16 protein-coding genes and 8 pseudogenes are annotated in these 20,856 nt (G+C 59.8%); 15 read left to right on the top strand and 9 right to left on the bottom strand.

Going from position 1 to position 20,856, the window contains the following annotated elements; translation table 11 throughout:
- Positions 1-467: 467 nt before the first annotated feature.
- Together NKH17_RS26950 and NKH17_RS26955 are read right to left on the bottom strand one after the other, a co-directional pair.
- A pseudogene (locus NKH17_RS26950) lies at positions 468-878 on the bottom strand (transposase); the annotation flags it as partial.
- A gap of 140 nt (positions 879-1,018) precedes the next feature.
- A complete protein-coding gene (locus tag NKH17_RS26955; RefSeq protein ID WP_502910632.1) occupies positions 1,019-2,038 on the bottom strand; it encodes an IS110 family RNA-guided transposase in 1,020 nt (339 codons plus the stop codon).
- 112 nt (positions 2,039-2,150) lie between these two features.
- Between NKH17_RS26955 and NKH17_RS26960 the strand changes: the two are divergent.
- Both NKH17_RS26960 and NKH17_RS26965 read left to right on the top strand, forming a co-directional pair.
- Positions 2,151-2,585, top strand: a pseudogene (locus tag NKH17_RS26960) (IS110 family transposase); the annotation flags it as partial.
- A gap of 501 nt (positions 2,586-3,086) precedes the next feature.
- A complete protein-coding gene (locus tag NKH17_RS26965; protein ID WP_352972751.1) occupies positions 3,087-3,269 on the top strand; it encodes a hypothetical protein in 183 nt (60 codons plus the stop codon).
- Between the two features lie 194 nt (positions 3,270-3,463).
- Here the strand turns inward: NKH17_RS26965 and NKH17_RS26970 are convergent.
- From NKH17_RS26970 to NKH17_RS33500, 3 genes and pseudogenes are all read right to left on the bottom strand, one after another.
- Positions 3,464-3,751, bottom strand: a pseudogene (locus NKH17_RS26970) (RidA family protein); the annotation flags it as partial.
- A gap of 66 nt (positions 3,752-3,817) precedes the next feature.
- Positions 3,818-5,092, bottom strand: coding sequence for a D-amino acid dehydrogenase (locus NKH17_RS26975; protein WP_352972753.1), 1,275 nt, complete (start codon positions 5,090-5,092; stop codon positions 3,818-3,820).
- 303 nt (positions 5,093-5,395) lie between these two features.
- Positions 5,396-5,689 carry an ABC transporter permease subunit gene (locus NKH17_RS33500; protein WP_502910630.1) on the bottom strand — a complete coding sequence of 98 codons (294 nt, stop codon included), beginning with the start codon at positions 5,687-5,689 and terminating at the stop codon, positions 5,396-5,398.
- Between the two features lie 336 nt (positions 5,690-6,025).
- Here NKH17_RS33500 and NKH17_RS26985 point away from each other — a divergent pair, with 336 nt between their 5' ends.
- A complete protein-coding gene (locus NKH17_RS26985; protein ID WP_352972755.1) occupies positions 6,026-6,808 on the top strand; it encodes an IclR family transcriptional regulator in 783 nt (260 codons plus the stop codon).
- 72 nt (positions 6,809-6,880) lie between these two features.
- Positions 6,881-7,290, top strand: a pseudogene (locus NKH17_RS26990) (ISNCY family transposase); the annotation flags it as partial.
- Positions 7,291-7,637: 347 nt separating this feature from the next.
- Here NKH17_RS26990 and NKH17_RS26995 read toward each other — a convergent pair.
- Positions 7,638-8,795 (bottom strand): annotated as a pseudogene (locus NKH17_RS26995) (IS110 family RNA-guided transposase).
- Positions 8,796-9,047: 252 nt separating this feature from the next.
- On the opposite strand from NKH17_RS26995, the pseudogene NKH17_RS27000 reads away from it, so the two are divergent.
- From NKH17_RS27000 to NKH17_RS27035, 8 genes and pseudogenes are all read left to right on the top strand, one after another.
- Positions 9,048-9,276: pseudogene (locus tag NKH17_RS27000) on the top strand (IS110 family transposase); the annotation flags it as partial.
- A 454-nt stretch (positions 9,277-9,730) separates the two neighbouring features.
- On the top strand, positions 9,731-11,404 hold the full coding sequence (locus NKH17_RS27005) for an ABC transporter substrate-binding protein (RefSeq protein ID WP_352972757.1): 1,674 nt from the start codon (positions 9,731-9,733) through the stop codon (positions 11,402-11,404).
- Complete coding sequence (locus tag NKH17_RS27010) at positions 11,397-12,398, top strand: ABC transporter permease (protein ID WP_352972759.1); 1,002 nt, start codon at positions 11,397-11,399, stop codon at positions 12,396-12,398. The genes NKH17_RS27005 and NKH17_RS27010 overlap by 8 nt, the downstream gene beginning before the upstream one ends.
- On the top strand, positions 12,395-13,327 hold the full coding sequence (locus NKH17_RS27015; RefSeq protein ID WP_352972762.1) for an ABC transporter permease: 933 nt from the start codon (positions 12,395-12,397) through the stop codon (positions 13,325-13,327). Before NKH17_RS27010 ends, NKH17_RS27015 begins: the two co-directional genes overlap by 4 nt.
- The gene (locus NKH17_RS27020) at positions 13,324-14,331 is read left to right on the top strand and encodes an ABC transporter ATP-binding protein (protein ID WP_352972764.1); all 1,008 of its coding nucleotides are present in this window, start codon (positions 13,324-13,326) and stop codon (positions 14,329-14,331) included. Before NKH17_RS27015 ends, NKH17_RS27020 begins: the two co-directional genes overlap by 4 nt.
- Entirely contained in the window at positions 14,324-15,325 is a 1,002-nt protein-coding gene (locus NKH17_RS27025) for an ABC transporter ATP-binding protein (protein WP_352972766.1), read from the top strand. The genes NKH17_RS27020 and NKH17_RS27025 overlap by 8 nt, the downstream gene beginning before the upstream one ends.
- A gap of 257 nt (positions 15,326-15,582) precedes the next feature.
- Positions 15,583-17,685 (top strand): prolyl oligopeptidase family serine peptidase, encoded by a 2,103-nt coding sequence (locus NKH17_RS27030; RefSeq protein ID WP_352972768.1) that lies wholly within the window; start codon positions 15,583-15,585, stop codon positions 17,683-17,685.
- A 57-nt stretch (positions 17,686-17,742) separates the two neighbouring features.
- Positions 17,743-18,012, top strand: a complete 270-nt coding sequence (locus tag NKH17_RS27035; protein WP_352972798.1) for a hypothetical protein — start codon at positions 17,743-17,745, stop codon at positions 18,010-18,012.
- On the opposite strand, the pseudogene NKH17_RS27040 reads toward NKH17_RS27035, so the two are convergent.
- Both NKH17_RS27040 and NKH17_RS27045 read right to left on the bottom strand, forming a co-directional pair.
- A pseudogene (locus NKH17_RS27040) lies at positions 17,982-18,386 on the bottom strand (helix-turn-helix domain-containing protein); the annotation flags it as partial. The gene NKH17_RS27035 and the pseudogene NKH17_RS27040 overlap by 31 nt on opposite strands.
- Positions 18,387-18,470: 84 nt before the next feature.
- Positions 18,471-18,650, bottom strand: a complete 180-nt coding sequence (locus NKH17_RS27045) for a transposase (protein WP_352972771.1) — start codon at positions 18,648-18,650, stop codon at positions 18,471-18,473.
- Between the two features lie 133 nt (positions 18,651-18,783).
- Between NKH17_RS27045 and NKH17_RS27050 the strand changes: the two genes are divergently transcribed.
- Together NKH17_RS27050 and NKH17_RS27055 are read left to right on the top strand one after the other, a co-directional pair.
- A complete protein-coding gene (locus NKH17_RS27050; RefSeq protein ID WP_352972773.1) occupies positions 18,784-19,155 on the top strand; it encodes an IS4/Tn5 family transposase DNA-binding protein in 372 nt (123 codons plus the stop codon).
- Between the two features lie 381 nt (positions 19,156-19,536).
- Positions 19,537-20,259 carry a hypothetical protein gene (locus NKH17_RS27055; RefSeq protein ID WP_352972775.1) on the top strand — a complete coding sequence of 241 codons (723 nt, stop codon included), beginning with the start codon at positions 19,537-19,539 and terminating at the stop codon, positions 20,257-20,259.
- 34 nt (positions 20,260-20,293) lie between these two features.
- Here the strand turns inward: NKH17_RS27055 and NKH17_RS27060 are convergent.
- Positions 20,294-20,341 (bottom strand): annotated as a pseudogene (locus tag NKH17_RS27060) (OapA N-terminal domain-containing protein); the annotation flags it as partial.
- 76 nt (positions 20,342-20,417) lie between these two features.
- On the opposite strand from NKH17_RS27060, the gene NKH17_RS33505 reads away from it, so the two are divergent.
- Positions 20,418-20,840 carry a hypothetical protein gene (locus NKH17_RS33505; RefSeq protein ID WP_502910631.1) on the top strand — a complete coding sequence of 141 codons (423 nt, stop codon included), beginning with the start codon at positions 20,418-20,420 and terminating at the stop codon, positions 20,838-20,840.
- Positions 20,841-20,856: the final 16 nt, after the last annotated feature.

Genomic DNA, 20,856 nt, shown 5'->3' on the forward strand with positions numbered 1-20,856 from the left:
AGCTCGATCCCACCTCCCGGCATATGTGGACGCCTCTCTTCGCAAGATGCCGAGCCGCAATTTGATGGTATCGGTTGCGCGCATATGTTAGGCCTATCGTCGCGCCCATAAAACAAAACGCTGGCCAAAAAGGGGTCCGCGATGCGCTTGTTTCGGGACCATCTGACTGTGTCGAACATCACCAACAATCTATCCGAAGGCTGTGGCTGTAAAGCCTCAACAGTTTGTCCCGATCGGGACCAAGAAAACTGAGGTTTTTGATCTCAGTTGCCATGAGGGCGAAGCCAACGGGGCAATTCGGCCGTTCGTTCGTATGAGAAGTTCTAGGCCCGCGTGTTGGCCGATTCGAGTAGGCTCGTCTGAATGAAGCGCTCGGCTCGATTACCCATCTTACTTCTGGATGGTTATGATATCGATTTTATATTTGCCAACTCGTAACATGCCACTCAGTCTAGAGCACGTCCTATTTAATCCGGTTCATATCCCGCGGCTTTGAAGTAGTTGGCACATTCGGCTGGGGTGAAGAGGTCGATGACCGCGCCGACCGCGTCCCACAGAGCCTTGCTGGTTCTCTCGGCCTTTGCTCGCAGCAGCGCCTTGAGTTTGGCGAAGGCGTTCTCAATCCGATTGAAGTCGGGACTGTAGGGCGGCAGGTGGAGCAGGCTCGCGCCTGCGGCCTCAATCGCGTCGCGGACGCCGGCGGCCTTGTGGGCGGGCAGGTTGTCCATGACGACTACGTAGCCCTCCGACAATGTCGGGACCAGCACCTGCTCGACATAGGCCAGGAACACGTTGCCGTTCATGGAGCCGTCGTAGACGAAGGGCGCAGTCATGCCCGTCAGCCGCAGCGCTCCGCGGGGTCGACATCGGTCGCTGCATGATGGAGATTCGCGGGACGAGCCTTCAATGTGGACCACGCACTTTGCTGAGTCGGCAGTGCAACCCCATCAGCGGAATGGCTCGGCTCACGTCCTGGCAGGGACGCCTCAGGCGTTCAGATTCTGAACGCTATCCGGATTTACGCTGTGGCTCCTGCATTTCGATCAAAGAACTCACCGGTCTTGAGCATCGAATGCATTATCACCGCCAGTTTGCGCGCCACAGCCACGGCAGCTCGTTTGAAGCCAACCCTCTCCCGGAGCTTGAGGCCCCACGTGCGCAGGCTGCTGTCGATCGAGCTGCGTGTCAGGATGACCGCCGCAGCCTCATAGAGAAGTCCCCGCAAATGTCGATCGCCGCGTCGGGATATATGGCCGTCATAATCGACTTCTCCCGATTGGTAGCGGCGAGTTGTCAGGCCGATCCAAGCGGCAACAGAGCGGGACTTCTTGAAGTTGCCCGGATCTTCAATGGCAGTGGCGAAAGAGGTTGCGGTAATGGCGCCGATGCCGGGGATCGACATGAGTATGCGGCATGCTTGGCTTTGACGTGCATCTGCGACAAGCTGGCGCCCAAGCTCGGCGGCACGGACGCGAATGCTGCGCCAGGCTTCCAACATCGGTAGGACGACAGGAGCAAGCTCGCTCTGATCGATAAGAAGGCTCCGGACATTCTTTTCGAATGTAGTTCCCTTACCGGCGGGAACGAGCAAGCCGAACGTTTTCATGATCCCTCGGATCTGGTTGGAAAGCTCGACGGTGATCCGGACCAGCCGAGTGCGTGCTGCCACGAGCGTGCGGGTCAACATACTGTCGAAGCCTTTCACGCGCACCTCGCGAAAGAATCCTGCTTCAGCAAGACGCGCCAAACCATCGGCGTCATTCGCATCCGTCTTGTTCGCTGCCATATCGGGAGCGGCTTTGGCATGGCGCGCATCGATGCAGATGGCTGGCAATCCCTCGGCGCGCAGCGCATGATAGAACCAGACGGAAAGGGGTCCAATCTCGAGCACGACGCGCTTTGCGGCCGGCGCCCGATTGCGGACAAGCTCGGCAATGATCCTGGGATCAGATGCGCACTTTCCGCGCCAGATCCGTTCGCTTTCACGTCCAGTCGTGAGCCCGTATTTCCATCTTATCGGAGAACAGCCACCCTCCAAGGATATGTTTGGTTCTCTGGGCGATGCGCTCCCGCGATTACCCATGTGGACGCCCCCTTACGGCATCAATGTGCCAAAGTGGTGACGTTGAGAACCACCGGAGGAAGGCGTCCTGTCACAAGTTACCACCATTGGCCTGGATCTGGCCAAGAACAGCTTCCAGGCCCATGGCGCAGATTCCGCCGGCGCCGTCGTGTTCCGTAGGAAGTTGCGGCGCGAGCAGGTGCTGGCCCATTTCGCCGCGCAGCCGCCATGCCTTGTGGCTATGGAGGCCTGCCCGGGCGCGCACTACTGGGGTCGCGAGAATACGGTCAGGCTAATCGTGCCGGCTTACGCGAAGCCCTTCGTCAAGCGCCAGAAGCATGATGCCGCCGATGCCGAAGCGATCTGCGAGGCAGCGCAACGGCCGACGATGTGTTTTGTGGCAGTTAAGAGCGAGGAGAAGCAGGCCACGGCTGTGATCTTCCGAAACCGCGATGTGCTCGTCGGTCAGCGCACCCAGCTGATCAACGCGATCCGCGGCCATCTGTCCGAGTTCGGCCTGATTGCGGTCGAGCATTGCGACCAACATCTCGTGATCGACCGCCGTCATCACCAGCTGCCTCCCACCAGCGCCGCACGGCCCCTCGCATGTCGAGCGGCTCATTACACAGATTGAAGATCCTGCCTCGGGCGTACCGGAGGGCGACGCTGTTGCCTTCTAATGCTCGTCGAAGCATGGCCTGGGTGCTCGACCAACTCCGACGATCGAGCGGCTGAGCCTGTCAGTCCCATGATGCTGCCCGATGTGGGAAGCGCTCGATCGGTGACGGCCGCCTTGCTGAGGTAGGCGGAAGGCTCCAAGTCTTGGTGGTAGCACTAGCAACAGTCCTATGACGAAACAGCATGTGGAGGTGATCACGTCCGTTGAGCGCCGCCGACGGTAGTCTCGTGAAGAGAAGGAACGGCTGGTTGCGGCTTGTCTGGAGCCGAACGCCAGCGTATCGGAGATCGCCCGCTCGGCGGGCAAGCTGGCAAAGCTTGGCGAGGATACCCGCTTCAGGAATACATGGTCGTTCCACGGGACGCGCCCGATCGCGGGCGTCGAGGTAGTTTCGATGGCACAGAGCATTTCGACGATATCGCGGGTATCGCCTACTCCGTGTTCGAAATCAGGGAGCAGGAAGTCGAACCCCACATGCCCGAGGACTTCGGCGTTGACGGTAAACCGCTACCGATCCAGCAGCCGTAGGCCGTCTCGCCTGCGAAAAGCCTTGCTTTCAGTTGATTTGGCTTGAACATGATAGGGTTCCTTCTGCGAGGGTATTCGAGCAACTGTATGTTCTGACTGCGATCGACCAGCCGACGCCTTGCTGGAGATCGACGAGCGCATCGATCTCCAGTTCGAGACCGCTTGTGGTGGAGGCGCCTATCGCATTCCGGGACTTATGCGTTGGCCAGAGCAAAAACCTGGATCTCGACGCGGATATCCGGCGCCGCAATCCGCGCTTCGACGCAAGTGCGTGCGGGTCCGTTGCCGAGAGATTCCCACTTGTCCCACGAGCTGTTCATGAGATCAAAATCGGCGATATCGCGCAGCCAGATATAGGCGTGAGTGACACGGCTTTTGTCCGTTCCGGCTTCAGCAAGAAGCCTGTCGACCTTTGCAAGCACATCTGCGGTCTGTCCGGGTACGTCGAGCGTGCGGTCGTCCGGAACCTGTCCGGAGATGACTACGAACCGGCTGTTGGCAGGATAAGTGACGTCTGGCTCATTCTCGCGCCAGCTGCAACCGTTGGATCATGATTGGACCTTTCGTTGATAACGGGTCGGGGAAAAAGGAGAAGCATCGATCGCTGTCGACCGTCCGGCGATCAGATCGGCGGTTAGTTGCGCTGCTCCGCGTGCCATGGTCCAACCCAGTGTGCCATGGCCAGCATTGATGAAGAGATTGTCGCAGGCGATCCGTCCGATAAGCGGAGGGCCATCCGGTGTCATCGGACGAAGTCCGCTCCAGCGTTCTGCAGATGCGACAGCCTCTTGGGAAATGTTCGGAAAAAAGTTCCGCACGACGTAGGACAGTCCGCGGTACCGCTTCTCCTTGCGGGATAGGTCGTACCCGGCGAGTTCAGCTGTCCCGCCCACCCGGATCCGATCCACGAGGTTAGTGATGCCGATCTTGTATGTCTCGTCACCGACGGTGGACCGAGGACCGACGGCATCACTGTCCGCTTTGATCGTGAGCGAGTACCCTTTCAGAGGATACACGGGAATTCGTACACCAAGTTGACCGAGGACCCCGCTTGACCACGCTCCAAGGCACGAGACGACAAGGTCCGCCTCTATCTCACCTTGCGTTGTCCGAACGGCGGAGATCTTAGAGCCCTTCTTTATGAAGCCCTTGACAGCGATGCCGTTGAAGAACCGCACACCCATACTGGCGGACAACTCCGCAAGCCTGTTCGTGAACAGGAAGCAATCTCCAGTCTCGTCTCCCGGCAGGTGAGCCGCGCCAACGATCCCGGCGCTGGAGATAGCGACATTGGGTTCGAGACCGCGCAGCTCGTCAATGCTGACCAGGCGGCCCGGCACATTCATTTTTTCGAGGATCGTCAGTTCGCTGCGGTACCCTTCGCGCTGCTTCTCCGTCCGGAAGAGGATAGTCGTCCCAGCGCTCCGCCCTGCATAGTCAAAGGGGTGTCGGGCCCTCAGTTCGATCATGAGGTCACGGCTGTATTCCCCGAGCGCGACCATCGCATGCTTGGATCTGGCGTACTTTTGGAGGTTCGCACAATTCAGCATTCCGGCAAGAAAACGCAGCATTGCCGCGTCGGGCATGCTCCCGAGCACAAGCGGGGGGAAGCGCTGCGCCATCCAGCCCAATGCCTTTTGAGCGATCCCCGGTGAAGACCAGGGTGACGAGAGCGCCGGCGATATTTGCGATGCGTTTCCGTAGCTCGTGCCGAGCGCGGGTCCGGTTTCGCGTTCAATGACCGTTACGTCGTTCCCCGCCTTCGCCAGGGCGAACGCCGTCGTCACCCCGATCACGCCGGAGCCTAATACTATGACGCGCATGTTTTGCTTCCTGTGAGTGCTATTCAGAATGACCGCTGCGGTCCGTGGCGAGTGCCTTTTTCAACAGCCTGCTAAAACCAAGCCTGCGATGGAGCCAATCGTGATGGCCTCGACCGAGACGATGATCGTTGTCCCAAGCCCTGATAGCAGCCGGGGCCAGAGAGCTCAGTGAAAAGACGCTCGAAATGCATATCCCTGCCCGCCTACCGTTGCGCCGGAGTCGGCCTTCGATAAGGCGCAACACCGTTGTGATGACGATAGTGGTAGCAACGTAAAGCAAACTCGTGATCATCCAGGTCTCGATCAGGCGGAAGGTCTCAAGTTGACCTTTCGCGCGTAATAGGTCAGCTCCGGCACTGCGATCGCCGCTGCGAGGGACGTATCTTTGAACAGCGAAATGAAGCTGTTTCCGAGTGATGGAAGCACAATGCGCAGCATCACTGGGAGAACGATGTAGATCTTGATCTGCAGCGGTCGCAGCCCAATAGACTGGCCCGCTTCCGTCAGTCCATGCGAGACAGCGAGCAACCCTCCTCGGAACCTTTCTGCCAGAGCGGCACCCGCGTAGGTTGCAAGAGCCGCGATAAATGATGTCACCGTTTTCCATTCGAACGCCCAGTTGAGGCAGAGCGAAGAAAAAGAAGAAGATGGCGAGAAGAACGGGAATGTTTCGAAGGATGGTTACATACCGCCGCGCGCCCGGTTTTCCTCGAGCTTCCCTTGTGCTCCTGGGCGAAACCGCTCGTCGCCATAGTTGCAAGCATAGAAAACGAGACCGCCACTGCCCTCAAACTAATCATCAGTTCTCCAGCCAAATGTCCTTTACAAGAGACATAATCTCCTGTAAGAGAACTTGTACTTTATTCGGAACGCTGCGTCAACTAAAATGGATTCGCCGTAATGACATCCGAACGGGCTCGGGGAACCGATCGCTTGCTTGATATTCTCGAGAAGCTCTTTGAGGCGGAAACGCCATACTCACGGAACAGCCTAGCAAGCGCCATGGGCGTGCCGAGATCAACCGTCTACACCCTCGTAGACCAATTGCTGGCACGAGGATGGCTCGAGCAGTCCCCGAACGGAACAATAACCCTCGGTCACAAGAGTGGTCTTTTGGGGCTCGCATATCGGTGTCACACCCATTTCGAGCAGACAGCAAACGAAGTCCTTCTGCAGCTCGTGGAAGAGACTGGGCAGGCCGCCGAGCTGAACGTGGTCGACAACTGGCAACAGCTTGTTGTTCTCGCCATAAAGGGTACGGAGCACAGCTACTTGCAGCCAATGATGGGTTGGCGTTTTCCTTTGCCCACCACCGTGTCCTCCCGCGTCCTGCTCGACGGAGTGCCGACGGATCGTTTGAGCGCGAATATTCCGGCCACGCACTTCGCTCCGGAGAGCGAGACGCCCGACATTGAGGCCTTGGTGTCGCAGATCGAACATGCCAGAAGTAAAGGCTTCGCTATCGGCCATGGCCTGATCGACCGCCATATCAGCGTCATGGCTGTACCCGTAAGGGACAGCGCTAGCGCATGCATCGCAGCCATCAGCCTCATCATGCTGTCCGAGGAGATTGCCACGAAGGCGGAAACGATGCGTCCGGCCATGCTACATGCGGCACAGCGTTTGAGCGATACTCTCCGCGTCATCCCCTGGCCGATGGGAGTTCATAATCTCGCCAAGTTACGGTCAGCCTCGGAGTCGGGGCTTTCTCAGTAGACCTCACAACATAGCTCCGGATTCGAGAGGACTGGTGTTGCCCCGATTGCCGTCAATACGCCGATTACCCGTCTGCAGGAAATATACGCCGGACTCGATCCTGTCCTGCTGTTGCGCGATATCCGCGCCCAGCTCGGTGCGCTCGCCGATACTTCGGGGACGCGCGCCCCTGCTGGCGACTTTGCATCGCCCCGAATGACGGTGCTGTCCGGCCGACGAACCGGCCGATTGTGAAAGCCAAAAGCGGCCGACGTCGTCCCGCCCCTCGTCAAAGCGACTGCTGACTTACGAAATTGGTTCGAAGCGGAACCATGGCGGACCGGCAGCGAACTTCTGTCGTGTATTCCGGCGATTCCCAGGACAAACTGCTTGGAACGCTTCAGCGCCGCCTAAAGGTCTGGCGCAGCGAACACGCCGACGCGTTGCTGTTTGACCTCTTGAACAAGGAGCAGCCGATCCTCGAGATCGCAAGGCCACACTGAGGCGCCGTGGCGCTCGCGAAGGAGGCTGGGCGCTGCGAAACCCTTATATGGGGATGGTCAACTACAAACGGCATCACGTCGACATTGTCATGTACCTCCGCGGCAATCCGTAGATCCATTCGATGGGTCCGTTAGCGTGACGCGGTTCGCGAACGAACCCAGTCCACCTTATATTCGGTCAGGGCGCATGCACCTGTTCCATGATCCCGCTTGCGGCGGATTCGGAACCCAAGAGACGAAACCATTCTTCAACGGCGGCTGTTTGAGGCCATGAGTTTCGTCGGTTCGTCTACCGAGGATCTGCCAGGCCCTGGTCGGTCCTGGAGATTATTAGAATCGATTAACGTCTACGCTGATGGTTTCGTCAGGAGAGCTCCTTCTATAACGACTCCGGCGTTCACGTATTTCCACAGCGCAACAAGCAGTTTCCGAGCGAGGGCGATGATCGCCGTCTTCTTGTTCCGGCCACCATTCTGGATGACTCGCGCCCTGAACCACTGGCTGAGTGCGGAATTGGGTTGATGGCGAACCCAGAGCCACGCAACCTGGACAAGCGTCGACCGGAGCCTTGGATTGCCGGACTTCGAGACTCCCTGCTCGCAATTAATCTGCCCACTTTGCCAGGGCGTTGGCACCAAACCAGCGTAGGCGGCAACCTGTCGTCGATTGTCAAACTTGCGCGACAATCCCTCAGACCACAGGATGGCCGGGAACTCCGGACCTATTCCCTTGAGGCTGAGCAGCAGGGCCGGTGTTGGCTCATCTGCCGCGACGAGCAAGGCGTCGCGTGCCTCTTCAACATCCTTGATCTGCTGGATCAGCAACTCGATGCGATCAAGCTCGCGGCTGATCTGCGCCATGAGCGCTGGCGGCAGTGGACGCCCATCTCCGGTAATGAGCGCATCGAGGCATTTGCGTCGAAATCGCCTTTCAATGGTTCGTATCCGGACACACCTTGGCTGAACAAAAGGCCCTTTATCCTGTTGACGTACCTGATCCGCTCGTTCGTCAGCGCCTTCCGCTCCCGCACCAACCGGCGACGGTCTTCCTCCTCCGGCGTTGGCACTCGCAACATCGCGCAAACCCGAGGCTCGCCGCGGTTGTAGGCCAACAACGCTCGAACCAGTGCTTCCCCATCAATCCTGTCGGTCTTGGCCCGCCGGCGGCGACGTGATGTGGCAATGGATGCCGGGTCCACGACATAACTCTCGATGCCTTCGCGTTCGAGGACCCGATGTATCCAGAATCCATCCAGACCAGCTTCCTGGATTGATATGACCCGGAAACGCTGCCCTGTCCGCACTTCCGCCTTTCGTTGCAACTCTGCGAAGTGATCGCAAACCCGGAATGTCGCCCCCCGGCACGAGGTGTCTCGACATTCTCTCGCCCCCACCTGGCGAAAGCGAAGTCACGAGCCATTTTGAACGAGGCAGTTCTAACGAGACAAATATTGCGGCAAGATCGACGCGGATAGCGGCCGGGGCTTTGGTGGTGTTGGCTTGCATGCTGACCTCCAGGTGATGTTTAGCGACTTCACTCTGGCAGAGCGCTGGTCGCCTTCCATCCCCATAGGATCTTCCCATCTCCGCGCCCGGCCTCCTTCGCCCCAAGCGGGGAGCAAAATGGAGGCAACGCTGGCATCTAACATCGTTACGTGAGGCAATACGGCTTCTCTCCCAAATTGATGTCGCGCTGCATCGGGCTAGTCCTCGCCGACGAAACCGTTGTTTGGGGCGACATGATGAACGTGCAGTACTCTCGTGCTGGCGGACGCGATTGCCGGCACAGGGATGCTGATCGAGCTCGTCGAAGACGGCAATAACGAGCTCATCCCGCCTGGGCTGTCGTTGTCCCCTTTGTCGAGCAGCTACGGTTGGTGAACTGGATATCAGATTCATTCCTCGCGCCGCTCGAATGAAAAGAGCCTGCGTCTGGAGACGATCCCCGGAATCGGTCCGATCCACAGCCAGTGCGATCGCCGCAACTGCGGGAGGCTTCGGATGCGGGGAGAGGCGGGGTTCTGGGATATTGACGAGCGCTATGTGCGGTTGAGCGAGGCGGGCGATCCTTGGTCTGGAGAAGCTGAACGCGCTGGTGCCGTGGGAGGTTTTCCGCAAGCCGCTCGAGGCATGGGTGATGATCTGAGGTGGGAAGCGATGGCGCTTGTGGCTGACTGTCGAGGTTAGCACGTGCGTCTATCGCGGTAGCCCCTCACAAGCCGTTGTAACATCAGCATGAGCGGCAATCACCATCTAACTCCTAGATGACAGTAATATCGATTTTGTATTTGCCAATTCCGAACCTGCCACGCAAATCTAAATCTCGGAAAAAATGGGGAACCCTCACGTCATCAACTCTAATGCTCAAGTGGGGCAGCAGCTGCGCGTTATCGCAGTGAAGGCTAGGGATTGCGGTGTGACAGAGCTTTAGGGAGGACAGAATGAACGAGTGGTCAATCAGTCGCCGTGCGATCGTCAAGGCGCTTCTGGTGGGTTCGGCAGCACCTTGGGTCATGAACTCAAGGGCGTTCGCCTCGTCTTGCAAAGATCATATTGTGCGCGTCGGATCAATGGGCGCTCCCGATACCCTGAATCCATTCGCCACTTGGAGCTCTTTCTGGCCTCTAGTTCTCACTTATGATTTCCTGGTCGGCGTTGACGCCCAACGCCACTCCGACCGGAAGGGGTTCGCGAGGACCTGGTCCGTTGCTGATGACAGCCTCACCTGGATATTTAAGATATGGCCCGACATGAAGTGGTCGGACGGCCAACCTGCCACCGCCAGAGACGCCGCGTTCACATATAACTATCTGCTTGGGTCCATAGGCAAGCCAGGCGAACTGAGCATTGGCCAAAACAGCACGAGCGGCATGGAACAAATTGCATCCGTTTCGGCCATTGATGACGAGACTTTGCAGATCGTGACCAAGGCTCCTACGCGCTGGCCAATTGACAACTACCTTCTAATAGTCCCCGAGCACATTTGGAAGGACATTAGCTACTCGGATGCGCGCAGCACTTTCCAAAACGACCCGCCGCTGGTGGGGACTGGGCCTATGATCGTTGCGGAGTTTCAGCAAGGTCAGTTTGTGCGCTTCACGCCAAATCCGTATTTCCGCACAGGGCAGCCAAAAACGGCTGGCATGATTAGCTACCTCTTCACCACGCAAGATCCAATTGCCCAGGGTTTGAAGAGCGGAAGTCTTGACTATGGCGGCGTGACGGCTGCCCAGTGGGCCGACCTCTCGAAGGACCCCGACATCGTGGTCGGTGAATCGCGCGTTGAGCAGCGGGATTATCTGGCCTTCAACACCGCGTCGGGGGACGGGGCAGGCAGCACCAAGGCCCTGCAAGATCCGGCGTTTCGCGATGCGATCGGCTACGCGATCGACCAGAAGACCATCGTTGATCGCGCTATGCGCGGCCACGCCGACCCGGGTGTCGGGCTGGTGATGCCTGTGGCGTCCGACTACTACTCGGATTTGGCGGACATCATGCGGCACTTCGATCCTGCCGAGGCGGGCCGCCGGCTCGATGCTGCAGGCTACAGGGACACGAATGGCGATGGTGTCCGGGAGGACAAGGACGGAAACAACTTCCAGCTTGAGCTGATCACAGGAAAGGCTTCGGGTGCGAACGAGATTCCTATCGCAGCCGTGCAGCTTGTTGCTGGCTGGTTGGGACAAATTGGCATTCCCGTATCGGTGACCCAACTCGACTCCGGAGCGCTCAACGCCCGAGTCGCATCTCCGGCGAAGGGTGGCGGTGGCTGGGATCTGGTTATCGCCAGCAATTGGCTGAGTACCTCGCCTCAGGACTTGCTTATCATGGGGAGCAGCAACGCCATCGGCCGGGAAAACAGATCGTATTGGACCAACGAGAAGTTTGACAAGTACCTTTCGGAGGTGGGTGTCACTGTCGACCTCAAGAAGAGTCAGGAACTGGTCGATCAGGCGGCGCGTCTAATTTACATTGAAGCTCCTTACATTATGCTGAGCTACCCCTTGGTGCTTGAAGCCCATCGGAAGGATTGCTTCGAGGGCTGGGGGTCGCAGGACGCTATCTCGCAGTGGGGCTACTTTCCGCTCGATCGCTTGAAGCCACACAATGGGTAGCACTGGAATAGGAGGTGGGACGAGCCGGCACATCGGGCGCATCCTCATCAGGGCCATCGTTACTCTTGTGATGGTGGCGACGCTCAACTTCATCCTATTCAGGGTCATTCCCGGCGATCCTGCCGCGCTTCTGCTTGGCGGAGCGCGCATCAGCGTGACCGCTGAGCAGATCGAGGCGCAGCGCCAGAACTGGGGTCTCGACCGGCCACTGTTCCCAGACCAAGCGATCGACTATCTGTCGGCAACTATACGGGGCGATTTGGGTTACAGCTTCAAGTTCAGGGGCAGGCATGTCGCTGACCTGATTTTGGAGCGCTTACCGGCAACCATCGCCCTGGTCGGAGTTGCTCAGGTAATTGCAATCGTTGTTGGGGTGATGCTTGGCCTCTATGCGGGCTGGCGCCGAGGAGGAGCCGTCGACCATATCGCCACCGGAGTCTCTCTGGCGCTCTACTCTACGCCGTCGTTCTGGCTCGGCATGCTCCTTGTGGTGATCTTCAGTACGAAATTCGGCTGGCTTCCGGGCTATGGTGCATATTCACCCGGCGTGAGCACAGGCTCCCTTGATTCGTTGCTCGATTACTTGCGGCATCTCGCGCTTCCGGTCACCGCGGTGGCTCTTGGACTCATCGGCCAATATGTCGTGGTCGCTCGTGCCGCGATGAGTGACGTCGTGACTGAGGATTACATGGTAACTGCGCGGGCTAAAGGACTCACCACTGGTCAGATGCTCATGCGTCATGCATTTCGTAATGCGATGCTGCCTGTCGTAACCTTGATTACCCTCAATCTCGGTTACGTCGTTGCCGGTGCCATCACCGTTGAAGCTGTCTTCGCCTGGCCGGGGATCGGCGGCCTGACGGTGGAAGCGCTCAATGCACGGGACTACCCAGTCCTTCAAGGAGTATTCCTGTTGCTCGGTGCCTCGATTGTTCTCGCAAACCTCGTAGCCGATCTTGCTTACGGCCTTCTTGATCCGAGGGTCCGACAATGAGTGAGCGTACAGTTCGGTATTCCCCGCGAGGCCGGGCGCGTGCTATCAATGCCTTTCTAGGCCAGTTTCTTGGCCATGGCGGTGCTCGGCTTGGCCTGCTGTGTCTGGTATTCTTCCTCGCTGTGGCAGCGGTCCCCAATATTCTGGTTGGACCGCTCCAGACTGCGATCAATGCAACCGGCGATTTCCTCGTACCCCCATCAGGCGAGCATCTGCTCGGCACGGACGAAGTCGGGCGGGACGTGCTCAATCTGGTCGTCCATGGTGCCCGAATCTCGCTTACGATTGCGCTGCTGGCGACTGTGATCAGCCTCGTCGTCGGGACTACGATCGGTATGACGGCTGGCTACTATGGTGGCAGGGTTGACGTCTGGCTGATGCGCTTGACGGACTTCTTTTTTGTCATGCCGTCCTTCGTGCTGGCGCTGGTCATCACACCCGTGGTTCTCGAGGTGATGGGGCGCGGCGGCGAAATCCTCGGCTTCCGTCCTTCTCTTTTCGTGATCATTGTCGTTATCGGCATGACAAGCTGGGCGTTCGTCGCCCGTGTCGTACGCAGCCAGACACTGTCGCTTAAGGAGCGAACATTCATTGATCGTGCGCGCGTTGCGGGCAGCAGCAATTTCAGCATTATGGTGCGGCACATCCTGCCCAATCTCGTGCCGCAAATCGCAGCGAACGGGGCTCTGGTCGTCGCTGGCGCAATCTATGTCGAGACATCGCTCTCGTTCCTGGGGCTTGGCGATCCGTTGCAGCCTTCATGGGGCACTTTGCTTTCGCTCGCCCAGCGCGCCGGTGCTGCCAGTGCTGGAGCCTGGTGGTATCTCGGCGCACCGGGCGTGTGCGCCCTCACGGTTTCGCTCAGCTTCGTCCTGATTGGCAATGCCCTCGATGACACGTTCAATCCACGGCGGAGGGTTATTCCATGACAAACTCCTCCCACGACAAGGCACCGCTTCTGGAGGTCGACGGGCTCTCTGTCGACTATGGGGTCAAGGGCGTTTCATCGCGCGCGATCGACAGCGTAAGCTTCGTGCTCCGGCCCGGAGAGGCCGTTGGCCTCGTCGGAGAATCCGGCAGCGGGAAGACCACGACTGCAATGGCGATCGCGGGTTTGCTATCGCCCAACGCGCGGATCAGCAGCGGCGAGGTGCGTTATCGCGGCAACCGACTGCCGGCCGACGACGACGCGGCGATGCGGCCACATCGCTGGTGCGAAACGTCCGTAGTCTTCCAGGGCGCGATGAATGCGCTCAATCCTGTTCACCGCATCATCAAGCAGATCGCCGAGCCGTGCATGCTGAAGCTCGGCATGCCGCGTGGTGAGGCGACCGCGCGAGCAAGAGAACTGCTAGAGCTCGTCGGCATTCCGGCGGATCGCGGCGCTGCCTATCCCCACGAGTTGTCGGGCGGTATGCGCCAAAGGGTGATGATTGCGATGGCACTCGCGTGTCGCCCCTGGATCATCATCGGTGACGAGCCGACCACGGCGCTCGACGTCATCACACAGGCTCAGATCCTGAAGCTGCTAGGGGAGTTGCGATCGCAGCTTAATCTGGCCCTCATTTTGATCACCCACGACCTTTCTGTGGTGGCTGAGTCCTGTGATCGCGTGATGATCATGTATTCGGGCCGAATCGTCGAGGATGGCACTGTCGCCGAGATCTTCGCCCAGCCCAAACATCCCTACACACGACTGCTGATCGAATCGATCCCGGACCCAGCGAGCGGCAAACGGATAATTCGGCCCATCCCCGGTGATCCCCCCAATTTGGTGAATCGACCCTCGGGCTGCGCTTTCCATCCGCGCTGCCCGTCGGCTATGGCGGTTTGCGCAACCGAAGTCCCCAGCCTCGATAAGTTCGGGCGGGGAGGGGTCGCCTGTCACCTTCACCGGTCCTCGCAAGAAGCCAAGGTCGCAGCTCATGCCTGACACCGCCGATATCCTGCGTTTGGAGAGCCTGCAGGTCCATTTTCCTATCCAGGGTGGGCTGTTCGACCGTGTGCTGGGCCGACCTGCTGGCGCTGTGCGCGCGGTGGACGGGATCGACCTCGACGTCGGACGGGGTGAGATCGTCGCCTTGGTCGGGGAATCTGGGAGCGGCAAAACCACGGTGGGCCGCGTCATCACCAAGCTTACGCAGCCGACCGGCGGCAGGTTGTTGTTCGAAGGCCTCGACATGACGTCGGTTCGAAGCTTGTCGGCTTTACGCCCTTACCGACATCGCGTGCAGATGATCTTCCAGGACGCTTATCAGGCCCTCAACCCGCGACACACCGTCTTCGACATCGTGGCAGAGCCATTGCGCTCCCTGCGGCTGGTCGACAATGGCAGACAGCTTGCAGAACGGGTTAGTCAAGCGCTTGCGGCGGCCGGCCTCAATCCTCCCAATGATTTCTTCGTCCGCTTCCCACATGAACTGTCTGGCGGGCAGCGCCAGCGGGTCGTGATCGCTGGCGCGCTCGCGGTAAAGCCGGATCTCATCGTCGCCGACGAACCTGTCTCGATGCTCGATGTCTCGATACGCGCACAGATTCTTCAGGTCCTGGTTGACCTGCGCGACAAGCACAACATGGCGCTGCTGTTCATCACACACGACCTGCCTCTTGCCTGGTTGATCGCCGACAGGATTGCCGTCCTGTATCTTGGAAAATTGGTCGAGATCGGTAGCGCCGACGAGATCACATTCAATCCCCGCCATCCGTATACCGTCGCACTGCGTAACGCTACCCCGCAGATTGGCGGCAATGCAGGTCGCGCCGAATTGCCGGCCCTGCAAGGCGAGGTTCCAAGCGCCGCGCGCGTGCCGAAGGGCTGTCGCTTCCATCCACGCTGCCCACTAGCCTTCGACCGCTGCCGGGAAGAGGAGCCGCCGGGTATCGAAGTAGGACCCGAGCACATATCCGCCTGTTGGCTCGAGACATGACAGGCCAGGGTTTTGTTGCGACAGCTGCGATGACACGCGCTGATCGCGGTTCTGCCGATCGATATCCGAATCTCATTTAAAGTCGCTCGATGACGGTTTTCGCTCTATCCGCTGGGAGGAACCTTGATGTACCAACTTTGCCATTCGCCGAGTGCTACCGCTTGCTACCGGCTATCTCATGCAGCGCATTGCAATTTCCGTCGCGCCTCGCGGCCCACGACGTGCGCCGCCGATGCTATTGACTACCTGAGGGCGGCATGATGGGAGACAAGCGCCTTCCGCCACCTCTTCCTCGTGCCGAGCCCCGAATCAGGGTGCTACATGACGACGTCACGATAGATCGTTATCGGTGGCTTCGGGACCGGGAGGATCCAGATGTCGGCAAGTACCTTGAAGCCGAGAACAACTATGCGGAGCAAGCGACAGCTCACCTGACAGAGCTCAAAGCGGAGCTCATCGCCGAGATCGAAGGGCGTCAGCCTTGCGAGAATGCCTCGCCAGCGTTCCAAGTTGGGCCCTTCGAGTATTTCCAACGACACGAGCAGGGCCTGACGCATCCGGCTTGGTGGCGCCGGCCTGTGATCGGCGGCACGGCTGAGCTTGTCCTCAGCCCGAACGCGATTCCCGGGGCCGAGTTGTTCTATGAACTCGGTGTCTTCGAGCCGAGCGACGACGGGCGTTACGTGGCGTTTAGCTTTGATCTCATCGGTGACGAATGTTACGAGCTGAGAGTGCGCGACACGGCTGACGGCCATGACGTCTGGAAGGGCTCGAATCGGGTTGCGATGGTGGCTTGGGCCGCGGATGGTCATACCTTGTTTTTCACCCGGGAGCGGTGTGACCTGCGGCGACAGCGTCATGAACTTGTCCGCCTGGATGTCGCAGCTGGGAACTCTGAGGTGGTGTTCGAGGAGGCGGACGAGCGACTGAACGTGGGGATAAGACGCTCTGATAGCGGCGCCTGGCTGTTTCTGGATGTAAATGGCGTCCACCGAGGGGCGGTGGAGGTGTGGTGCCTTCCCGCTGACCAGCCGGGCGTTGGATGGCGCCGTTTAGTGACGCGTGCATTAGGTCACCGGGTCGTTGCCGAGCACTGGCAAGACAAGTTCCTGTTCCACATCGATGACGCCGGACCGTATTACCGACTCGTGCGCGCGCCGATTGACGACCCGTCGCCCTCACGCTGGGAAGAGGTGGTCCCGCATCGAGTGGGCGTGACGCTCGAGGAGGTTCACCTGCTTGATCAGCACCTCGTCCTTCTGGAGCGAGAAGGCCTTTCTGCTCGCCTGGTCGCGCGTAACGCAACCGGGCGGGTTGGGGCCACGATCGTTCCCGACGAGCCGAGTTGCACTCTTAAGGTCGGCTTGTCTGCAGGGGGTAGATATTCGGTCGCACGACATCCGTTCCGAAGTTCGAAGTTGGTTTACTCGGTTAGCTCATTCGTGACGCCCGGCACCCTCGTCGAGCATAATCTCGCCGACGACTGCTCGGCAGTGCTGTACCAGGCCCGCGTTACCGGGTATGACGCGGCTCGATACGTGGCGACGGTTGTCATGGTGAAGGCGGACGACGGGGTTGATATCCCGATCTCGTTGGTCGCGCGGCGCGATCGAACGATTCCTGGGCCGGTCTTATTGAATGTGTACGGCTGTTACGGAACATCGAGATGGCCCTCATTCTTCACGTGGCCCTCATCCATGACAAAGCGTTTGAGCCTGCTCGATCGCGGAGTTGCGTTCGGCATCGTGCACGTAAGAGGGAGTGGCGAACTCGGACGCCCATGGCACGAGGCAGCCACCCGGTATCGAAAACGCACCACACACAAAGATCTTGTCGCCGCGGCCGAGGGACTCGTTGAGCAGGGATTCGCGGCCCGCGACGGCATTATCATTGAGGGAAAGAGCGCTGGCGGGGGTACCGTGCTTGCAGCGGCCCTCTTGCGGCCGGACTTGTTCCGCGCTGTGCTCGCGGAGGTTCCGCTCGCCGACATCCTGGATACCGAGCTGGACTTCACGATGCCGTACGCGCTATCTGAAACTGCGGAGTACGGCGATCCCCACATCGCCGACGAGTATCGGTACCTGCGCGGCTACGACCCGTACTACAACCTCAGTGCCGATCGGCCACTTCCGCCGACGTACGTCGACGCCGCGCTCGACGACGGCCAGGTGCTCTATTATCAGCCAGCTCGCTACGTGGCACAGCGTAGGTTCTGCGCCGCTGATCGGGACCCCGAGCTCGTCTTTCGCATGCGGACGGTAGGTGGCCACAGTGGCGCTTCGCACGGGCCGGGCGTGGCCGAGGAAGCAGCGTTTCGCATGGCCTGGGTGCTCGACCAGCTCCGACGATCAACGAGTTGAGTTGATTCTCACTGCAGATCGTGACGGACTGTCCGATCACGACGTTGGCTTAAGCGCATGGATTACAGTGACATCCGCCTCGGCGTCGTCTCCCCAGCCGACTCGCATGACGATGCCGTCAATCTCAAGCCGGTTGAAGGTGCGCCAATTGCAACGTCGGCGCTGGTCCGATCCGTTAAACGGACGATGGTGGCCACGCGCTTTGAGCAAGGAGCGAACCTCTCAGCCTTGGCCCAAGAGATCGGGATCAGTCCAGTCCCACTGTTCGGCTGGCGGTCGATCGCAGTGGGAAAGAACCACGCCCGCGTGTCGTCGATCTGCATCTGATATCCCGGCGCCGTCTCAAACCGAACCGTCGCGCGCTTCTGCGCCCTCAACTCCCGACGCCAACCCTGCACCCGAAGCTCCACCGACCGAAGCCCTATAACGATCCTTTGTTCGCTCTCCAGTTCCTGGCGCACCACATCGGCGTTGCCGCCATGGCGGAAGAAGCGCTCCCGCAGCCAATCGTCCAGCCCGTCAGACGCGTCCGCCGCACAGGCTTGCGAAACGGAAAAGTCCCGCCCTCGCGCAGATACCGACGCACCGTGTTGCGCGCGCATCCGAATTCCTTCGCAAGTCGCTTCGCTCCCCAGCCAAGCTCATGCAGCCGAAGCATCGCTGCCACTTCTTCAGGCTGAAGCATCTCCTCCCCCCCGCATCGTTCTCGACAATGCAGGAATCGCCGAAATCTCAACCGTCATCCATGCCTCCTCTCATAACCGAGGGGTCAGTTCTTCATTTCGTCAGGGGGTCAGTTTCTCAATTCGGCCGACATGACCGGCATGGATGCCCGCCGAGCAGGCGATCTCCGATACGCTGGCACCCGGCTCCAGACACGCCGCGACCAGCCGCTCCTTCTCTTCCCGAGGCCACCGTCGGCGGCGCTCGACGGACGTGATAGCCTCCACATGCTGCTTCGTCATAGGACTGTTCCTAGTGCTACCACTAGGACTTGCAGCCTTCAGCCTACCTCAGCAAGGCGGCCGTCACCGTCTTTCGATTACCCACATCGTCGGCGGGCCTATTACCCCGTATGAACCTGCCGTGATTCTGTCCGTGAAAACGAATCGGAGGCGTCACGGATGCGAGACAAGACCAGCAGCAGCGAAGCCGCTTGGCAGGAAGAGCTTTGCGCGGCGGGCGCTTCCCGACAAGCGCCTGGTCCGCCGGCTGCAGCGGTTGCTGGATCAGCTGTCAGCAGCGCCGGGCAAGCCGATCCCAGCGGCCTGTAGCGACTGGGCAGCGGCAAAGGCGGCCTACCGCTTCTTTGACAACCCGCGTGTGACCGAACACAGCGTTCTCGCCGGCCATTTCGCCGCGAATGCGGCGCGCGTTGCGGCGAACGAAGTCCGATCCTTATTCTGCAGGACACGACCGAATTTATCGACAGCCGCGCGCAGCCGGGTAAATCGGCTTCCACTAGACTAAGACCATCAACGCCGGGCGCTACAAGGCTGGGCAGCCCAACGTGCTGACCTTGTGCGGGGTGCTGATGCATTCGAGCTTGGCCGTCACCCTCACCGGCACGCCCCTCGGTCTGATGACAGTGAAGTTCTGGACCCGAACGAAATTCAAGGGAACGCTCGCGCTCAAGCGGCACATCAATCCCACGCGCGTGCCGCAACGAGACGAAGGAGAGCTACCGCTGGCTGGAGAACTTGTGTCAGTCCATCGCGCTCGTGGGCGCGCCTGAGCGCTGCGTGCATGTGGGTGACCGGGAGAGCGACATCTACGAGCTCTATTGCACCGACCTTGGTACCGGCTTCCTGGTGCGGGTGCAGACGAACAGGCTGGCCGAGCGGCCTGCCGATGCTGCCCCGCACGATCCTGCTCATCGCGTCTTTGCCCAACTTGCGACGGCGCCTTGGGCGGGACGTCATCGCATTACGGTCGATCAGGACGAGACGAACCTGGCTGCAGGTGAAGTTCGCCGCCATCAACACATTGCCGCCCGTGGGCAAGCAGAAGCGCTACAGTCCGCAGGTTCTGACCTACATCCATGCCCTCGAAGGGAACCCGCCGGCCGATCGCGAGCCGATCGACTGGAAGCTGGTAACCAACCTGCCGGTCGAAGATCTCTCCGCGGCGGTCGAGAATCTCGGCTGGTATGCCCTGCGCTGGAAGGCGGAGGTGTTCCACAAGGTCATGAAGTCCGGCTGCCGTGCCGAGGAGGCAAGGCTCGAGACCGCAGAGAGGCTGGCGAAGTTCCTCGCTCTCATCGCGGTGGTCAGCTGGCGAATATTCTTCGTCACAATGTCGGCGCGCGCCAAGCCAGACGCCGCGCCAGACAGCGTTCTCCCCTTCGCCGAGATCACTGCGCTCGACCAGATCGACGCGTCCCGAACGCGACCGCGCCTCCAACGGCCCACGCTCGCGCCTACCTGCTGCAAATCGCCATGCTTGGCGGCTATCTCGCCCGCAAACATGATCCGCTCCCGGCAACATGGTCGTCTGGCGCGGCATGATCCGCTTGCACGACTTCGCCTTCTGCATCTCCGTTGGATCAAGCGATCAAGCCGACGATGTGGGTAATCGAAAGCGTCACCGGGGATACAAACGACCCCAATCAGAGAACTCTGAGGGCGACGCGGTGCCGTCGCGGGAGTGGTTGGAATTAGGAGTTGGCGTAGTCTCCGGGGTGTTCAACCTCGAATCATCCGGCCTTGCCGCGCCGGACAGGAGACTACGCCATGACAAGGACTACCATCAATGCCGACGCCGTTCATCCTGCGGATGAGACGACGAGCTATCTTTTCGACAACTGGTTTGATCCGATCGAAGCTGGCCTGCGCGAGCGGGTGCGTGGCTTCATCGAGACGATGCTCGAGACCGAGCTGGAAGCAGTGCTTGCCCGTCCCCGGTATGGCCGGCAGCCGGCGGCGCGCAGTCATGCGACCACCAGTGTCGCCGGCCACCGCCACGGCAGCCGGACGCGCACGTTGTCAGGGACCTTCGGCACCACACGGCACCGCGGAACGGCGACTGGAGGGAGGAGAGCCGAGGCCAGAACGGAAAGAAGGCTGGCCAAGAAGACACCGAACGCAGGGTCAGGTTTTACAAACGCTTCGGCTAGTCGTGGCGATCTCTCATCATCACAACTTCCGCCAAAATAGTCGAAAAGATCATCGC

The organism is Mesorhizobium sp. M1334, assembly GCF_040317995.1.
Classification (GTDB): Bacteria; Pseudomonadota; Alphaproteobacteria; order Rhizobiales; family Rhizobiaceae; genus Mesorhizobium.